Source organism: Peribacillus sp. SIMBA_075 (genome assembly GCF_046534585.1).
In genome coordinates this window covers 1-15,088 of record NZ_JAWRYN010000010.1, presented here as the reverse complement: position 1 = coordinate 15,088, position 15,088 = coordinate 1, and the positions used below count along the sequence as shown (strand labels likewise).

General features: G+C 39.8%; 11 protein-coding genes and 2 pseudogenes. 9 read left to right on the top strand and 4 right to left on the bottom strand.

Annotated features, from left to right (window positions below; all coding sequences use genetic code 11):
• Window positions 1-86: 86 nt before the first annotated feature.
• Window positions 87-200: pseudogene (locus tag SB775_RS10120) on the bottom strand (NAD(P)H-dependent oxidoreductase); the annotation flags it as partial.
• A 1-nt stretch (window position 201) separates the two neighbouring features.
• Between SB775_RS10120 and SB775_RS10115 the strand changes: the two are divergent.
• Window positions 202-399: pseudogene (locus tag SB775_RS10115) on the top strand (winged helix-turn-helix transcriptional regulator); the annotation flags it as partial.
• Window positions 400-458: 59 nt separating this feature from the next.
• On the opposite strand, the gene SB775_RS10110 reads toward SB775_RS10115, so the two are convergent.
• Window positions 459-770, bottom strand: a complete 312-nt coding sequence (locus SB775_RS10110) for a hypothetical protein (RefSeq protein ID WP_410861501.1) — start codon at window positions 768-770, stop codon at window positions 459-461.
• A 451-nt stretch (window positions 771-1,221) separates the two neighbouring features.
• Here SB775_RS10110 and SB775_RS10105 point away from each other — a divergent pair, with 451 nt between their 5' ends.
• The 4 genes from SB775_RS10105 to SB775_RS10090 all read left to right on the top strand — a co-directional run bounded on the left by SB775_RS10105 (window position 1,222) and on the right by SB775_RS10090 (window position 6,618).
• On the top strand, window positions 1,222-2,535 hold the full coding sequence (locus SB775_RS10105) for an Nramp family divalent metal transporter (RefSeq protein ID WP_410861500.1): 1,314 nt from the start codon (window positions 1,222-1,224) through the stop codon (window positions 2,533-2,535).
• A 95-nt stretch (window positions 2,536-2,630) separates the two neighbouring features.
• Window positions 2,631-3,608, top strand: a complete 978-nt coding sequence (locus tag SB775_RS10100; RefSeq protein WP_410861583.1) for a 2-hydroxyacid dehydrogenase — start codon at window positions 2,631-2,633, stop codon at window positions 3,606-3,608.
• 380 nt (window positions 3,609-3,988) lie between these two features.
• The gene (gene helD, locus SB775_RS10095; protein ID WP_410861499.1) at window positions 3,989-6,325 is read left to right on the top strand and encodes an RNA polymerase recycling motor HelD; all 2,337 of its coding nucleotides are present in this window, start codon (window positions 3,989-3,991) and stop codon (window positions 6,323-6,325) included.
• A 77-nt stretch (window positions 6,326-6,402) separates the two neighbouring features.
• Window positions 6,403-6,618: a hypothetical protein gene (locus SB775_RS10090; protein ID WP_410861498.1), complete on the top strand. Its 216-nt coding sequence runs from the start codon at window positions 6,403-6,405 to the stop codon at window positions 6,616-6,618.
• A gap of 595 nt (window positions 6,619-7,213) precedes the next feature.
• Here the strand turns inward: SB775_RS10090 and SB775_RS10085 are convergent.
• The gene (locus SB775_RS10085) at window positions 7,214-8,485 is read right to left on the bottom strand and encodes a cation:dicarboxylate symporter family transporter (protein ID WP_410861497.1); all 1,272 of its coding nucleotides are present in this window, start codon (window positions 8,483-8,485) and stop codon (window positions 7,214-7,216) included.
• 200 nt (window positions 8,486-8,685) lie between these two features.
• Here SB775_RS10085 and SB775_RS10080 point away from each other — a divergent pair, with 200 nt between their 5' ends.
• Both SB775_RS10080 and SB775_RS10075 read left to right on the top strand, forming a co-directional pair.
• Window positions 8,686-9,957: a sensor histidine kinase gene (locus SB775_RS10080; RefSeq protein ID WP_410861496.1), complete on the top strand. Its 1,272-nt coding sequence runs from the start codon at window positions 8,686-8,688 to the stop codon at window positions 9,955-9,957.
• Entirely contained in the window at window positions 9,954-10,871 is a 918-nt protein-coding gene (locus SB775_RS10075; RefSeq protein ID WP_410861495.1) for a response regulator, read from the top strand. The genes SB775_RS10080 and SB775_RS10075 overlap by 4 nt, the downstream gene beginning before the upstream one ends.
• A 105-nt stretch (window positions 10,872-10,976) precedes the next feature.
• Here SB775_RS10075 and SB775_RS10070 read toward each other — a convergent pair whose 3' ends face one another.
• Entirely contained in the window at window positions 10,977-11,192 is a 216-nt protein-coding gene (locus SB775_RS10070; RefSeq protein ID WP_410861494.1) for a DUF3951 domain-containing protein, read from the bottom strand.
• 206 nt (window positions 11,193-11,398) lie between these two features.
• On the opposite strand from SB775_RS10070, the gene sspL reads away from it, so the two are divergent.
• Window positions 11,399-11,530, top strand: coding sequence for a small, acid-soluble spore protein L (gene sspL, locus SB775_RS10065; protein ID WP_061464729.1), 132 nt, complete (start codon window positions 11,399-11,401; stop codon window positions 11,528-11,530).
• A gap of 272 nt (window positions 11,531-11,802) precedes the next feature.
• Window positions 11,803-14,973: an ATP-binding cassette domain-containing protein gene (locus SB775_RS10060; protein WP_410861493.1), complete on the top strand. Its 3,171-nt coding sequence runs from the start codon at window positions 11,803-11,805 to the stop codon at window positions 14,971-14,973.
• The last annotated feature ends 115 nt before the right edge of the window (window positions 14,974-15,088 follow it).

Below are 15,088 nucleotides of genomic sequence, written 5' to 3'. Positions count from 1 at the left end.
ATAATCTAATAAGTAAAGCATCCGTTCGTTAAGAACCTTTCAAGACATCCCGGAAATGAGCAGTCTTTTTCGACATAAGGATATGTTTACAAGAAATGGGAATTAATTGCATCTTCAACTTTCTTTAACATGCCTTTATATGCTTCTTCATCAAGGTATCCAATACTTCCGAATAGTAAATGATCCACAGGTTCAATTCCAGTACCAGGTATTTCAAAAGGAATATGACACGTCAGTTGAGAGAATTGGAAGAAGACCAAATGGTTCACAGAGAAGTATATAAAGAAGTCCCCCCCAAAGGTAGAATACTCGTTAACACCTATAGGGAAAAGCTTTATTCCGATACTGGCTAGTATGGGAGAGTGGGGAAAAAAATATGAAAAATTAATAAAAAGCTAAAGCCTATACAGGTCTTTAGCTTTTTCTCGCGGTTAATCTTCCACTAAAAGATATACTTTTTATCTTTGATACCGTCCAGTATGTGTATTTTCTCGATTTATTAGTGCATCACCAAGATTGATTCTGCTCATAAGTCTCTCATGATCCGAAGGAAAACGATCTCTAATGTTTGCAACTCCCTCTATTGTTGGGATATCACGATCAGGGCTAGGACGTTCTTCTCTTTGAAATCCTGGGTTCAAACCATCATCAATCATTACAGGTCTGTCAATTGTATCGTTGTCATCATTATTATTAGTGGGATTATTAGTTGGGTCTATATCAAGGTTCCCGTCATTATTAAATGGATCATTGTTATTTTCTTGTGGCATATATTTCACTCCTTCGCTTATATTATCCGCTTATGGCTTTAATCTATTCGCACGTCCTTATCCGTATGGTAATGATCCTGTTTTTTTCTAACCCGCAACAACGCCAATTCTCTTGATTTGTCATCTAGTACGAAGGGCCAAAAGGTTTTTTTATGAAAGGATATTAAAAAAACATATAAATATTATGATTGACTTACATTTTAATTTGTCTTACAATTTCAATGTAAATAGTCAAAACATTCAATTAAATGGAAGGGGAGCTTTTTTAACGAGCTGATTCACTTCAACATGAAGCATGACAACATACTGCAGCGTACACTTTATGTCAATTCGGAAATGACATAAAGTCTTGGCATAATTTCAATATCTGTATGGCTAGGGTTATCAAAGTATTAATGCATTAGAAAAAAATGAAAGCGAATACATTACTCGTTGGAATGGAGTGAATAACTTGAAAAATCAATCAAACCTTGCTGAATCCACTGTGATTGTTCCGGAGGCCGTCAGTAAGAAACCCAACTTCATCACGCAGTTTAAAACATCTTATGGTCCGGGGATACTTGCCGTGTTAACGTGGCTTGGAGCTGGAGATCTGGTGACTTCTTCTGTAGCCGGGGCAGATTATGGATATAGCTTAATGTGGATTTTAGCGCTGTCACTCATCCTTCGTTTTCTTATCGTTAATGTTATCGCCAGATTCCAGCTCTGTAACACAGAGGGGTTAACCATACTTGAAGGATATGGACGTATCCACCCATTCTTCGGTTACTTCATGTTTGGTTATGCATTAATAATGGGGCATCTTTTTAATGCATATATGATTAAGGGAGCGGGAGAGGTTTTATCGACCTTATTCCATGTTAACCAGCCATTCTTAGCTTCAATGGTAGTTGTAGGATTAGTTTTTATGCTTATTGGCAGAAATATTTATAATAGAATTGAAAGTGTAATGAAAGTGCTTTTAGCATTATTGACCATTGCCTTCTTGTTCCTGGCCATTCAAGCAACACCGGATGTGGGGCAAATCATTAAGGGAACTGTTGGTTTTAGCATTCCAAGTGATACTGGCGTTCATGGAGCTTTATTGGTAGCGATTTCAATTATCGGTGCAGTGGCAGGATCGATTTCGAACTTTGTACATCCATATTTCATGAAGGAAAAGGGCTGGACGAAGCCGAGTCATGTCAAGGTTCAAAGAAATGATTTGCTGTTTGCCATCGGAGTTTGCATCGTGATTAATTTAGCCATTTGGGTTGTTGGGGCAGAAATTTTAAAACCGAAGGGAATTCATGTGGAAACGATTGATGACTTGGCAATGGCATTACAAATGTCGTTAGGACAATTTGGCTGGTACATTTTTTATCTTGGTGTATTTGGCGTATTGTTCGCGAGTATAGTAGGGAAGTCAACTGGTTTTCCAAGATTGATAGTAGATGCCTTTTATGTAATAAATAAAAACCGACGCGAAAAGTACAAGGGTAAATATGAAAAAGATCCAATGTTTAAATGGATTATGATTTTTGTATTAGTTACGCCGCTTATTTGGTCCATTCCCGGCATGCCTGGTTTCATCGCATTGACAATTGGTGTAAATGCAATAAACATCATCGGTTTTCCGGTTATCGCTATTGGGATGCTGGTGCTATCAAATAAAAAAAGCTTGATGGGAAAATATAAAAACAATTGGTTCGAAAATATCATTCTATCTTTAGCTTCCATTTTAGCAGTTTGGTCCGCCATTCAATTAGCTACAACCTTTTTTTAAATAATGGTAGATTATAGGTAGAGGTATTTCAAAATACATGTGTCTGTATTTGATCCCGATGGGGTCCTACTTTATTGGAAGTGAGGGTACTAATGATGAAACCGAAAGTAATCATCTATAAGAAAGTGGATCAAGAAGTATTGGATTATATTCAAAAGACTTGTGATGTCGTTTATTTTGAAGGTCTTGACTCACAAAATCACTCTGAATTCCTTCAAGAGCTGAAGAACGCACAAGGTATATTAGGGTCAGGATTAAAGGTGGATAAAGCTTTACTGGATCAAGCACCGCAATTAAAAATCGTCTGTAATTCGTCAGTTGGTTATGACAATTTGGATATAACGGAGCTGTCCAATCGCGGAATCATGGCTACGAACACGCCCGAGGTATTGAATGAAACAGTCGCAGATACAATTATGGGTTTGATGCTGTCCACAGCGAGAAGAATGCCAGAGATGGATCAAATGGTAAAGTCAGGGCAATGGACATCGAATATCGGAGAAAAATCGTTTGGGTTGGACGTCCATCATAAAGTATTAGGGATTATCGGGATGGGCGGAATAGGCTCGGCCGTTTCAAAAAGGGCCCGTTTTGGATTCGATATGAACATCCTCTATCACAACAGATCTAGAAACGAAGAAGCAGAACAAAAGTATGGAGCTACATACTGTTCTCTGGAAGATCTGTTAAAGCAATCTGATTTTGTCTGCTTGATGACACCGCTGACTCCCCAAACTGAAAAGATGATGGGGGAACAAGAATTCAAGCTCATGAAAGAGACTGCCATCTTCATCAATTGTTCAAGAGGGAAAACCGTTGATGAAGAAGCCATGATCACTGCGCTAAAAACTGGTGAAATTCATGCGGCAGGACTGGATGTTTTTGTACAAGAGCCCGTCAAGGAGGACAATCCATTGCTTTCCATGAAGAATGTCGTCACTTTGCCTCATATCGGTTCCGCAACATATGAAACCCGCCTGAAAATGGCGATGCTGGCAGCAACCAACCTTGTAGCCGGATTACAGGGAGAAACTCCGCCTACCTTGATCAAATCTGGGGTAAAGGTAAAGTGATCTTTTAGACAGCATTTATAAATTAAGCTGGATAGCCTTATTTGGGGCTATCCATTTTTTTAGTTCCGGATTATTCATCGTTACAACGAATCAACCGTTGGTGTGAGTGTTGCAGCTATTATGAAAAACATGACTAACATGTATTTAGTCATAAAAAAATAACCAGTCAAGCTACTTGCTCAACTGGTTAATGACTTTAAAACGCCGATTCATTATGGAAACTGTTATGAAATATACATTGATATAATTCAGTAGTTATGATAAATTAGTATAGAAACACATTTAATTATACACGAAAACAGTTTATCCCTTACTATAAGTATAAGGTAAAGCTCACCTCTAGTCAACCCCTATTTTTATTTTTTGAAGGAGTGTCTGATATGAACGATGAAATTCGGCAGGAGCAAGAACGTTTGGACGGGGTGATAAAAACAATCACGAAACAAATCAGCAAAATTGAAGGAGAAACTTCAAAGCGTAAAAAAGAAGTTGTTAATATCCGTAAACATTTCTGGGATGACCTCAAGGTTAATATCGATACTTTCGATGATTACCTCGAGACCATCATTGGCTTAAGGCAGCAGGCTCAAGACTTGTCACAAAGCGAAGGCGCACATAGATATTCCTACAAGAGGCTATCTACACTGCGCCGCATGCAGGAAGTTCCTTATTTCGGCCGGATCGATATCACTGAAGAAGGGTCCGAACTTACGGAACAAATTTATATTGGGACCTCCACTCTTACTGATACAACAGGAGAAAACTTCATTATCTACGATTGGAGGGCTCCGATTTCGAGTGTTTATTATGACTATCCTCCCGGCCCCGTACAATACTCTACTCCCGGAGGCGTGATATCTGGGATGTTGGAGAAAAAGTGGCAATATATCATCAAGGGAGGCGTTATCGTATCAATGTTCGATACGAGTCTCACCATTGGAGATGAGATCCTGCAGCAGGTGCTTGGCAAGGGAACAGATAAGCATATGCACAGTATTGTTGCCACCATTCAACGGGAGCAAAATAGGATCATCCGGAACGATCGCGGACGTCTGCTCATTGTTCAAGGTGCCGCTGGCAGCGGCAAGACATCAGCTGCCCTCCAACGGATCGCTTACTTGCTCTACAAGAATCGGGAATGGCTAAAAGCCGACCAAATCATTCTATTCTCCCCTAACTCAATGTTTAATAACTACGTATCAAATGTGTTGCCCGAACTTGGCGAAGAGAATATGCAGCAGGTAACATTCCAGGAATACTTGGATCATCGTCTGACTGACTCGTTTCAAGTTGAGGATCCTTATGAGCAATTAGAATTTTTGTTGACTGCAGCGGATGATCCTTCCTATAGCACCAGGACAGCGAGTATCCAATTTAAGGCATCGATTCGCTTCTTTGAGATAATCAAAACATACAGACAATCACTAGAACTTTCTGGAATGATCTTTAGAGGGTTAAAGTTTCGGGGGGAAACGCTCGTCTCCGCCAAACAAATCTTAGAAAGATTTTATAACACAGACACCACACTAAGGTTTCACAATAGGGTTGAAAAGTTGAAAGACTGGTTATGTGAGTTACTTGATGAAACGGAAAAGTCTGAGTTGAAAAAACCTTGGGTCCAGGAGGAAATCGAGTACCTAAGCAAAGAAGACTATCAAAAGGTATACACCTACCTAGAGAAAAAACGCGGCCTAAATGAAGATTCCTTTGACGATTATGAGAAAGAACATAAAATTCTCACGCGTATGATTGTTCGCAAGAAATTGAAGACGTTACGCAAACGGGTAGAAGCCCTTCATTTTATCAATATTAAGGGAATATACAAGCAACTCTTTGACGAACAAATACGGAGTGAACTGTGGAATGAGGGTGAAACAGCTGTCGAAAGGGAAATATGTATATCAACGCAAAAAATGCTGGACGAAGGTAAACTGCATTACGAAGACGCGACTCCATTTTTGCTGCTGAAGGAGCTAATTGTAGGATTTCAGACGAATTCCTCAATAAAATACGTGCTTGTAGACGAAGCACAAGATTATTCTCCATTTCAATTCGAGTTTTTGAAACGGTTGTTTCCTTCTGCAAGGATGACTGTGCTCGGTGACTTTAACCAGGCGATATTTGCACATGCTAGCGAACGGGTGGATTTCCAGACTCTTACCAGTTTATACGGAGTAAGTGAAACCGAGAGTATAACCTTGGATCAAAGCTACAGATCCACTAAGCAGATTATAGAATTTACACGTGAACTAGTTCCAGAAGGCCATCGAATTAAGGCATTCGAACGTGAAGGTGAGAAGCCTGTACTGACTCAAGTGTCAAACCGTGATGAATTGCACCACAATATCGTGTCTAAAGTCAAAGACTTACAAAGCCGTGAATATAATACCATCGCAATAATATGTAAATCCGCTGCCGAAAGTGCCGCTGCATACGATGCCCTTAGTATCATTGGTGAAATTAAACTCGTACAGAAAGGCACAAATGAATATGAACAGGGTGTTGTTGTTATTCCGGCTTATTTGGCCAAGGGCATCGAGTTTGATGCTGTCATCATTTATGATGCATCTGTGCAAACATACGGTGATGAGAGCCTGCGAAGATTATTCTACACCGCATGCACCAGGGCTATGCATGACTTACAAATATATACGGTTGGCGAACCCAGTCCTTTCTTGCAAAACGATGCAACGAAGCATTTACTTCTGACATATTAGCGCTTCCTTTTTTTTCTTTAATTTTATTGTTCTTTTATCAAATACTATAAAGAATCTTTAGAAAAGGAGGAGATGAATTGACTAACGGTAAAGAACAGGTGGAAACGAGAGGAAACCAGGTGACTGGTGAATCAACAACTCAATCAGTTAATGATGGACATTATCATTATCCAGGACCCATGGAAGAAGGCTATAGCGGAAATACAGGAAGAGCGGTACAGCCTGCCGGGAAAAAAGATCCGGATGTTCCTCAAAACAAAGACACATTTAATTACACTCGCGCTTTAAAGTAGATTCTCCAACTTAGTAGGGTGTTTAAGGTAATTACATTATAGGATTATTGGTTTATGGTTATACAATATGGAAAACGGCTTTTTTGAAACCTGTGTAGACTTTGGTTCTATGCAGGTTTTTTTCGTGATCTTGATAAGTTCCTGGTATGAAGGACGGGCTCTTCAGGCTGTAGACAAACTCGATAATCGATTTTAGTTTTTTTGAGGGTTTGTAAAGTTAGAACGTTCTTTCCAAACCAGGCACTCGCTTTCCGCGGGCGGTCCGGGAGCCTTCTTTGCGCTCTTTGCGCCTGTGGGGTCTCCCTTGGACGCGCTTTTCCCGCAGGAGTCTCGCACCTTATGTTCCAATCACTATTGTTTAAAATTTAGAAGCCCTCTCTATAAAGGAGGTTTTTATATCAATTTCCCAGACTCCTGTTATTCATCAACCATATCTGCCATCAAAATCGGAAATTACGATCTATCAAACAGCTCAGCCCCAGAAATACCGGGTTTGTCATCTAGTAAGGATTTAAAATAAGATCAAGCTCTTCCTCTGTTAACACATCATACTGCAGGCATAGTTCACGTACTGATTTTTCTTTTAAAATGTAGTTTATGCTACGTCTGATTGTTTAATTGAATCAACGTAATGGTTTGCTTTTTCCTGGTCAAATTCACCTTCCGCCTTCGATATGACAATCGCCGCCAATGAGTTCCCCACGACATTTACCGCTGATCTTCCCATATCCAAAATACGATCGATACCGGCAATGAACGCAACACCTTCCACCGGCAGTCCCATAGAGCCGAGTGTCGTTAAAATAACAACAAATGACGCACCCGGAACGCCAGCTATTCCTTTTGACGTTAACATCAATACTAGTAACAACGTAATCTGTTGTGTAATGGACAGATCAATCCCATACATTTGTGCCACGAAAAGCGAAGCAAGTGCTTGATAAATCGATGAGCCGTCCAAATTAAATGTATAGCCTGTTGGAATAACAAATGATGTAATGGATTTCGGGCAGCCAAACCTCTCCATTTTGTCCATAAGCCTTGGCAATACCGACTCTGAGCTTGCTGTTGTAAATGCCAAAATCAGTTCATCCTTTAATACTTTCAGGATAACAAAAATGCTTGTCCCGGACATTTTCGCAATAATTCCAAGAACGACGAACACAAAGAAAACCATCGTCACATAAACAGCAACTACTAAATTCCCTAAAGGGACCAATGTTGCAATACCAAATTTAGCAACAGTTACACCAATCAGCGCAAATACACCAAAGGGGGCAAATTTCATGACTAGATTCGTCACCCAAAACATGACTTCTAATACACCTTCAAAGAATCCAAGAATAGGCTTTCCTTTTTCTCCTATCGCAGCCACACCTAAGCCGAATAACACAGAAAAGAAGATGATCGGTAATAAATCGGCTTGAGCCATTGATTCAAATACATTTTGAGGAACAATATGAGAAATTGTTTCCCCAAAGCCACCGCTTCCAGCCGTCTTTGTTGTTTCTTCATATTTTGAAATATCACTTTTTTCAAGCTTGCTTGTATCTAAACCAGACCCCGGGTGGAACAAGTTTGCCGACAATATTCCAATAACAATGGCAATTGTGGTGACAATCTCAAAATAAAGAAGAGTCTTCCCACCCAATTTCCCTAGTTTTTTAATATCGCCCACTCCCGCTATTGAGACTACTAATGCAGCCATGACGATCGGGATGACAATCATTTTAATTAAATGAATGAAAATATCGCCAATCGGCTGCATGATGGACATGGCTGTTTCATTGCCATGGAATAAAGCACCGACACCGATACCCAGTACAAGTGCAACAAAAATTTGTGTAGCTAAGCCAAACCTTTTCATTTAAATTCCCCCTATGTAATTGTTTGTTAACGCTTTCAATATTTAGATTATTCTAAGTTTATAATCGACCTACTGAAAACTACTGGAACCTACTGATACTTACAAGTGCCGGAAAAAATAAAAATTTCAGTCAAAACCCATCTCTCTTTTTTACCAGTTCATGTGTTATCTTTTTATAAAGTGACTGGGGAGGTACCATATTGAAAGAGAGAATAAGGATATTACTATTGATTATGATTGCAGTGCCTCTTGCGGGTGAATTCAAGTTTTATCCATTCGACGATACATTCAGAGTCAGTTTGGGAACCCCCGTTTTTTTCTTGTTTTTGCTGTGGGGGAGGGGAATCAACCCGAATATTGCAGGCTTTTTAACGGGGATGAGTGTGTTTGTTTTTCGTTTTTCACTGGCAGTTGGAATACGGGACATATCTGTTGGGGAAGCGATGTATCTTCATTTTCCCGCCTTTTTCTATTACTTCATCTACGCGTTTGCCTTTCATAGGACGAAAATGAACGACCGGCACGACCAGCCGTTTGTGATCGGGATTTTAGGGGTATTGATCGAGCTTTCTGCAGGTGTATCGGAATTGGTGATCCGTTCCTTCTTGGCCAATCAGGACACACCATCGCTAGATATTGACCAACTCGTGTTAATCGCCTTCATTCGAAGCTTTTTCGTTCTCGGTTTTTTTAATATATTAAAGCTGAGAGAAGCAAAATTCGCAGAAAAAGAGCAGCGCATGCAAAAAGAACAAATGCTGCTTTTCATTTCAAGTTTGTATGAAGAAACGGTTCAACTGAAGAAAACGATGCAAGCTGCGGAAGAAATCACCCGCACATGTTATGATTTTTATCGTCGGTTAAAATCAGACGAGACGAACGGCCGGGATGCGCAAACGGCGCTGCAGATTGCCGGTCTTGTACATGAAATCAAAAAAGATAACCAGCGGATTTATGCGGGGTTATCGGAACTCATGTCTACCGAAAACCTGCAGGAATATATGAATATCGAACAGCTTTGTAACATAATGGTCGTGTCCAATAGACGATATGCAGAGTCCCTTCACAAAGATATTTCATTTTCCTTGCATATAGATGGGGATCATCCTCCTTACCATGTATTTATGGTATTATCATTAATAAATAATTTGTTGGCCAATGCAGTGGAAGCCATTAAAGAAGAGGGAAACGTATCGCTTCATGTGAAAAGGAAAGATCAATCCGTGGAGTTTTGCATCAGTGACAATGGACCCGGCATTGCACCGAGGCAGAAGGAAGTCATTTTTACGGCAGGATATACAAAGAAATTCGATGAGGCGGGAAACCCTTCGACGGGTATCGGTTTATCATATGTGAAACAAACTGTTGAAAAATTTGGAGGACATATCAGGCTTATGGATAACTATAAAGAAACCGTATTCAGCGTGGAACTTCCGATTAATGCGATTATGGAGAAAGGGTTAACGAGATGAATTATTTCATTATAGATGATGATCCTGCCATTCGAGGAATGCTGACGGAGATGATTGAAGACGAAGACTTAGGAAAAGTGGTGGGTGAAGCAGAAGACGGATCGTTAGTGAATAATGGCTTGTTGTATTTAAAAAAAGCAGACGTTGTCCTAATTGATTTGCTCATGCCAATCAGGGACGGAATTGAAACGATCAGGGCTCTTGCTGATGGATTTCAAGGAAAGTTTGTGATGATTTCGCAAGTGGAGGCGAAGGACCTGATTGGAGAGGCGTATAAATTAGGGGCGGAATACTACATTACAAAACCGCTGAACCAAGTTGAAATTTCATGTATATTAAAAAAAGTAAACAAACGGGTACTGGTGGATCAATCAATCCAGGGCATTCAACAATCGTTGAACTTATTTACAGCCCCGAAGTCAACGTTCGTGTCCCCACCACATACAAAAAATATAATGGAAGCCGGACGTTCCTTAATTTCCGATTTAGGTATGATTGGCGAAGTGGGAAGCGAAGATTTACTAAACATTTTACGATTCCTTCAAAATGAAAAGCAAAGACTCGGTTCTGCCTACACGTTCCCATATTTAAAGGAAATTTTTGCAGGAATCGCTGTTGAAAAGCTGGGAGATCAAGCTGGAGAGGCCGAAATCCAGAAAGAAATGAAAGCCTCTGAGCAGCGTGTCCGCCGCGCTCTTCACCAGGCGCTCATCCATATCGCATCATTAGGATTGACGGATTATCTGAATCCAAAATTCGAAGCCTATTCTTCCACATTTTTTGATTTCTCGGAAGTCCGCAAGAAAATGCTGGAGCTAGAAGACAAAAGCAAAAAAGTAAGCAACCAGAGCCGCAATAACCTGAAAAAGTTTATCCAGGTGTTGTTTATGGAAGCGAGACAGATGGTAAAATAATAAACCCTAAATTAAACAACGAAAACGTGACCGAAACCCATAAACACAAGCTAAATAGATTGAAAATTTACAAAACAATTAATTGCTGGATAAAGACAAATTCGTTCAAATGTTTTTGTCTTTATCGCTTTTTTCTTCATATTCGATATAGTGTTTTGCATCTTGTTCATGGTAGTTTCTTTTAACATCATCTTTTTTCCCCATAATCATGTCATCGTAAGGTGTATACATGCTAGAAGGTGTTTTCTTTTTGAAAATCATCCTGTAGCCAATCAATCCGATAATGCCAACTACAACTATAGTAAATAGATACGAAACCATACAAGCACCTCCATAAAATTGAACTTATCTATGCAGTATTTAAGATAAGTATATAATTACCATATTATAACATATGATAAAGGGCCAATTTTACTCTATATCTTTTATGCATGAACAGATAAGGAGCAGTGGAATTACGGATTACAAAGAAGGACTCGTTTTTAATTTATAACAGTTCGGACATAATATACTTGGAGGTGAAGGAAATGAGTAAAAAGACAGGACGAGGTCGCATCGCACCAAGTGTTAACCCGCAGGGACATGGAAAAGATGTGGAATTCTCCACTGAGCCAAAAAGCGAGCTTGAAAACAAGGCAAAAAAGTCCAATACAAAATAAGCGCATTGGGCAAAAATATGGTCATACTTCGTAATGAATGCCCTTCTTTTAATCGAGAGGGGCTTTAATATTCTATAAAAAAGCTCAATCTGCAGAGAATTGTAAAAATATCCTACACTAAGCCCACGATTTTTGTCGATGAATCATACGTTTTTGGAGCAGGGAAATGTGAAAGAATAGCAGAATGGAGCTACCGTTAAAAAAACACCAAATACATTTGTCGCTGTGCTAATATGAAAGACTGAGCATTATAAAATAGAGAGGAGTTACAAATGAAAATAAATCGATTAATTGCGAACAATATAAACCATTTAGATGCAGCACTGCCAGACGATCAATCATTAGGAATTGCTGGTTTATCCGGTTCTGGGAAGACGACTTTTTGTCAAACCATTGGGGAAGAATCCAAGAAACGTCTCGTTTCCTTATTGCCCAAGTCTGAATATCAGTATTTATTTCCTAATATTATGGAAACCAACTTCAGCGCCATCAAGATGGAAGAAATGCCGTTGGTCCTTTTTCTCGGCAAATCATCCATTTCCGCCAATCCCCGTTCGACCATTGGCACACATACTGGTGTGTTTAAAGAGATTCGTGTTTGTCTTGCTGAAAAATTCAATCTTTCTCCAGAAGTTTTTTCCTTTAATAATGCCTTAGGCTGGTGCCCCACTTGTAAAGGACGCGGTACGACGAAAAATGTCGAATGTCCAAAGTGTGAGGGGAAGCGCTACAATCAAGAGGTCGAGCAATATACGATTGAATTATTAGATCGCCCGCATACTATTTCCGATATCAACAACTTAAGCATCGAAACGATCCTTTCACTTGCAGAGACATTACATATTAGTGAAGCTAAACAGCATATTCTCCAAAATATAATCAATATGAATATTGGCTATTTAGGCTTAAACCGTATTATGGGGACAGTATCAGGGGGAGAATTAACACGGCTTTACTTGGCCGAATTCATGGCAACAAGTAAAAATACCGTGATCATCATCGATGAAATCTCCGTCGGTCTTGATCATCAAACCCTTTTGAAAATTTTGGAGCAGATTAAGCAATTAGGTTATAAAAATCAAATTTGGCTCATTGATCACTCAGACACGGTGTTAGATAGCACTGATGAACAATTGTTCTTTGGACCTGGCAGCGGGAAATATGGCGGGAAAATCGTTGAGGAATCACCGCGGCCTAAACCAATCAACTGGGAACGAAATGAAGCAGCGCCAACGGAATACTATCAATTTCAGGATCTTTACTGCCGTAATATTCAAATGAAGGAAATCCGGATTCCCAAGAATAGGCTCATTACCTTTACGGGTGAGTCAGGCTGCGGTAAATCTACACTTGTCAATGAGTGTATCTCCAAGGATTTTCAGAAGCGATATCCAAAGGATAAGCTTGTAATGGTCGGGCAGGACCGAAACAAATCGATCACCAGCCGGTCAACCGTTGCGACGTTTCTTGATATTAAAAAGAAGCTAACCAAATACAGTGATGAAATTGATGATATTTTTCAGCGTTCAATCGAAGATATCATCGAGGAATTGCCATCTGAAGACATCGCACATAAACGCTTGAGTTTATTGATCAAACTTGGGCTTGGTTATTTGACGTTAGAAAGAAAAACACAAACACTATCGACGGGTGAATTTCAATGTGTCCACTTAGTTTCCGAGCTTTTTGCGAAGACAAGAAACCCGCACACGCTGTTCATTTTTGACGAGCCATCAAAAGGGTTATCGCAAAATATTTTAAACCAATTCATCGATAGTGTCAGGGTCATTCTGGAGGATGAATCGGTCTCCATCATCATGATTGAACATAATGGCTATATGCTGGATAGCTCGGATTATATCGTGGATTTTGGTAAAAGACAGCTTGAACCTGTCCAACATCTTGATGTTGTCAGTCATGATGATCATTATCGTCACAAAGAAAGTGGAAATCGAGTGGAGCCATTGCAAATCACTTCCACACTTCGCTCAAAAAATGGCATCAATTACTTACAAGAAAATCATCTGGACTATTTTAAAAACGCAGAGAACGTCTATAAGGGCGGCATTTTAAAAAGCTTATCACCAATCGCTCGCGTGATTTATGGGGAGTACGAGTCCGACACGATTGCACCTGTGATCGCCATCGATCTTGAACGGCATTTGTATAGTCAATATACGTTTCTTTATGAATTGGGCGGAATGATTAATCATATAGTGGCTGCACATCCGACCAATAAGGATACAAGAAGCTTCGATTTCTATTCTGCAGAAAATCATTGTCCAAGCTGTTCGGGACGCCGGGTCATTGAAAAATTCGATTTCGATGTCGTCATACAAGACAAAAACGTGCCATTCTGGGATGGTTTATTACATCCGGACGTGATGGAAGTATTAAAATATTATCAGCATCCAAAACTGCAATTCCTGTTTGATGAGATCAAGAATGAACTCGGTCACGACATTAGTAAAAGCTATAATGAGATGACAGATGCCGAAAAGCATACCTTCTTATATGGGTATTGGGAAAAGTCCTTTTATGATAAAGCAGGCAAGGCATCAAGAACATGGGAAGGATTCAATTTCATCATTGGCCGTTATATCTTCGTATCGAAATCAATCATTAAAGAGCAGATGAAAGAAACAAAAGAAATGATCGACTGTCCAGTCTGTCAAGGAACGGTTCTCAAACATCATAAAAAGCTGATGTTTGGTGATACGGACATTCGCGAGATCATCCAACAGCCAATTGATCAAGTCATCAAAATTGCAGGGAAGCTGCCGGAACTGGAAAAACTAAAAGCAATTGTGGGCGGCGATATCGCACTTACTGATGATGTCTCATTCCTTCCACGTGAAACAAAAGCGGCATTGAAAATGCTAGAGCTCGAACTAGCAAGCTTTGTCGGCTATGAAGTGGTTCTTCAAAATACCCAACCATTCTGGGACAGCATTAAAGGCAATATTGAAGCAATCAGCAGCAAAAACCAGATCACCATCTGTGACTTTGCCAATATTAACGAAACAAGAGAAACCATTATTGATAAATACTTCACCAATGGCAAATACAAAAAACTAACCTATGTCTATGAAGCATTTGGCTACAAAAAAATCGTTACCCAAATCAATAAAATTAAAGCAATTCATAAATGTCCATTCTGTAATGGGAAGAAAGTCATTACAGAAGATAACATCCATGACGGTGTGTATAAATTAACGATCCCTTGTGTGAGCTGTCATGCCAGTGGCATCGATGATGAAGGGCGCAAAGCAATCGTAGATAGCATCGACGTGCAAACCTGGCTGACAGGGAAAGTAAGCGATGCCGTGGCTGAAAGTGAACGTACCGAGGCCGTTGCCGATATCCCCATTTTCGCCCGAATTCGTGAATTGAACAAACGAGATATGATGGCGGTTTATCAATGCCTTGAACAGAATAAATAAATTTGACAGCACTCAATTGAAAAAAAGTCCGCCGTTAATGAACTATACCCCGGATAACGGACACACATAAAAAAGTGTCCCTTATCCGGGTTTTTTTATGTTTCAATAGATGTAA

Excerpts from the sequence above, each read along its gene's own strand:
- SB775_RS10110 (WP_410861501.1), bottom strand. The coding sequence starts at position 770 with ATGCCACAAGAAAATAACAATGATCCATTTAATAATGACGGGAACCTT.
- SB775_RS10100 (WP_410861583.1), top strand. The coding sequence starts at position 2,631 with ATGAAACCGAAAGTAATCATCTATAAGAAAGTGGATCAAGAAGTATTG.
- helD (WP_410861499.1), top strand. The coding sequence starts at position 3,989 with ATGAACGATGAAATTCGGCAGGAGCAAGAACGTTTGGACGGGGTGATA.
- SB775_RS10085 (WP_410861497.1), bottom strand. The coding sequence starts at position 8,485 with ATGAAAAGGTTTGGCTTAGCTACACAAATTTTTGTTGCACTTGTACTG.
- SB775_RS10075 (WP_410861495.1), top strand. The coding sequence starts at position 9,954 with ATGAATTATTTCATTATAGATGATGATCCTGCCATTCGAGGAATGCTG.
- SB775_RS10070 (WP_410861494.1), bottom strand. The coding sequence starts at position 11,192 with ATGGTTTCGTATCTATTTACTATAGTTGTAGTTGGCATTATCGGATTG.
- sspL (WP_061464729.1), top strand. The coding sequence starts at position 11,399 with ATGAGTAAAAAGACAGGACGAGGTCGCATCGCACCAAGTGTTAACCCG.
- SB775_RS10060 (WP_410861493.1), top strand. The coding sequence starts at position 11,803 with ATGAAAATAAATCGATTAATTGCGAACAATATAAACCATTTAGATGCA.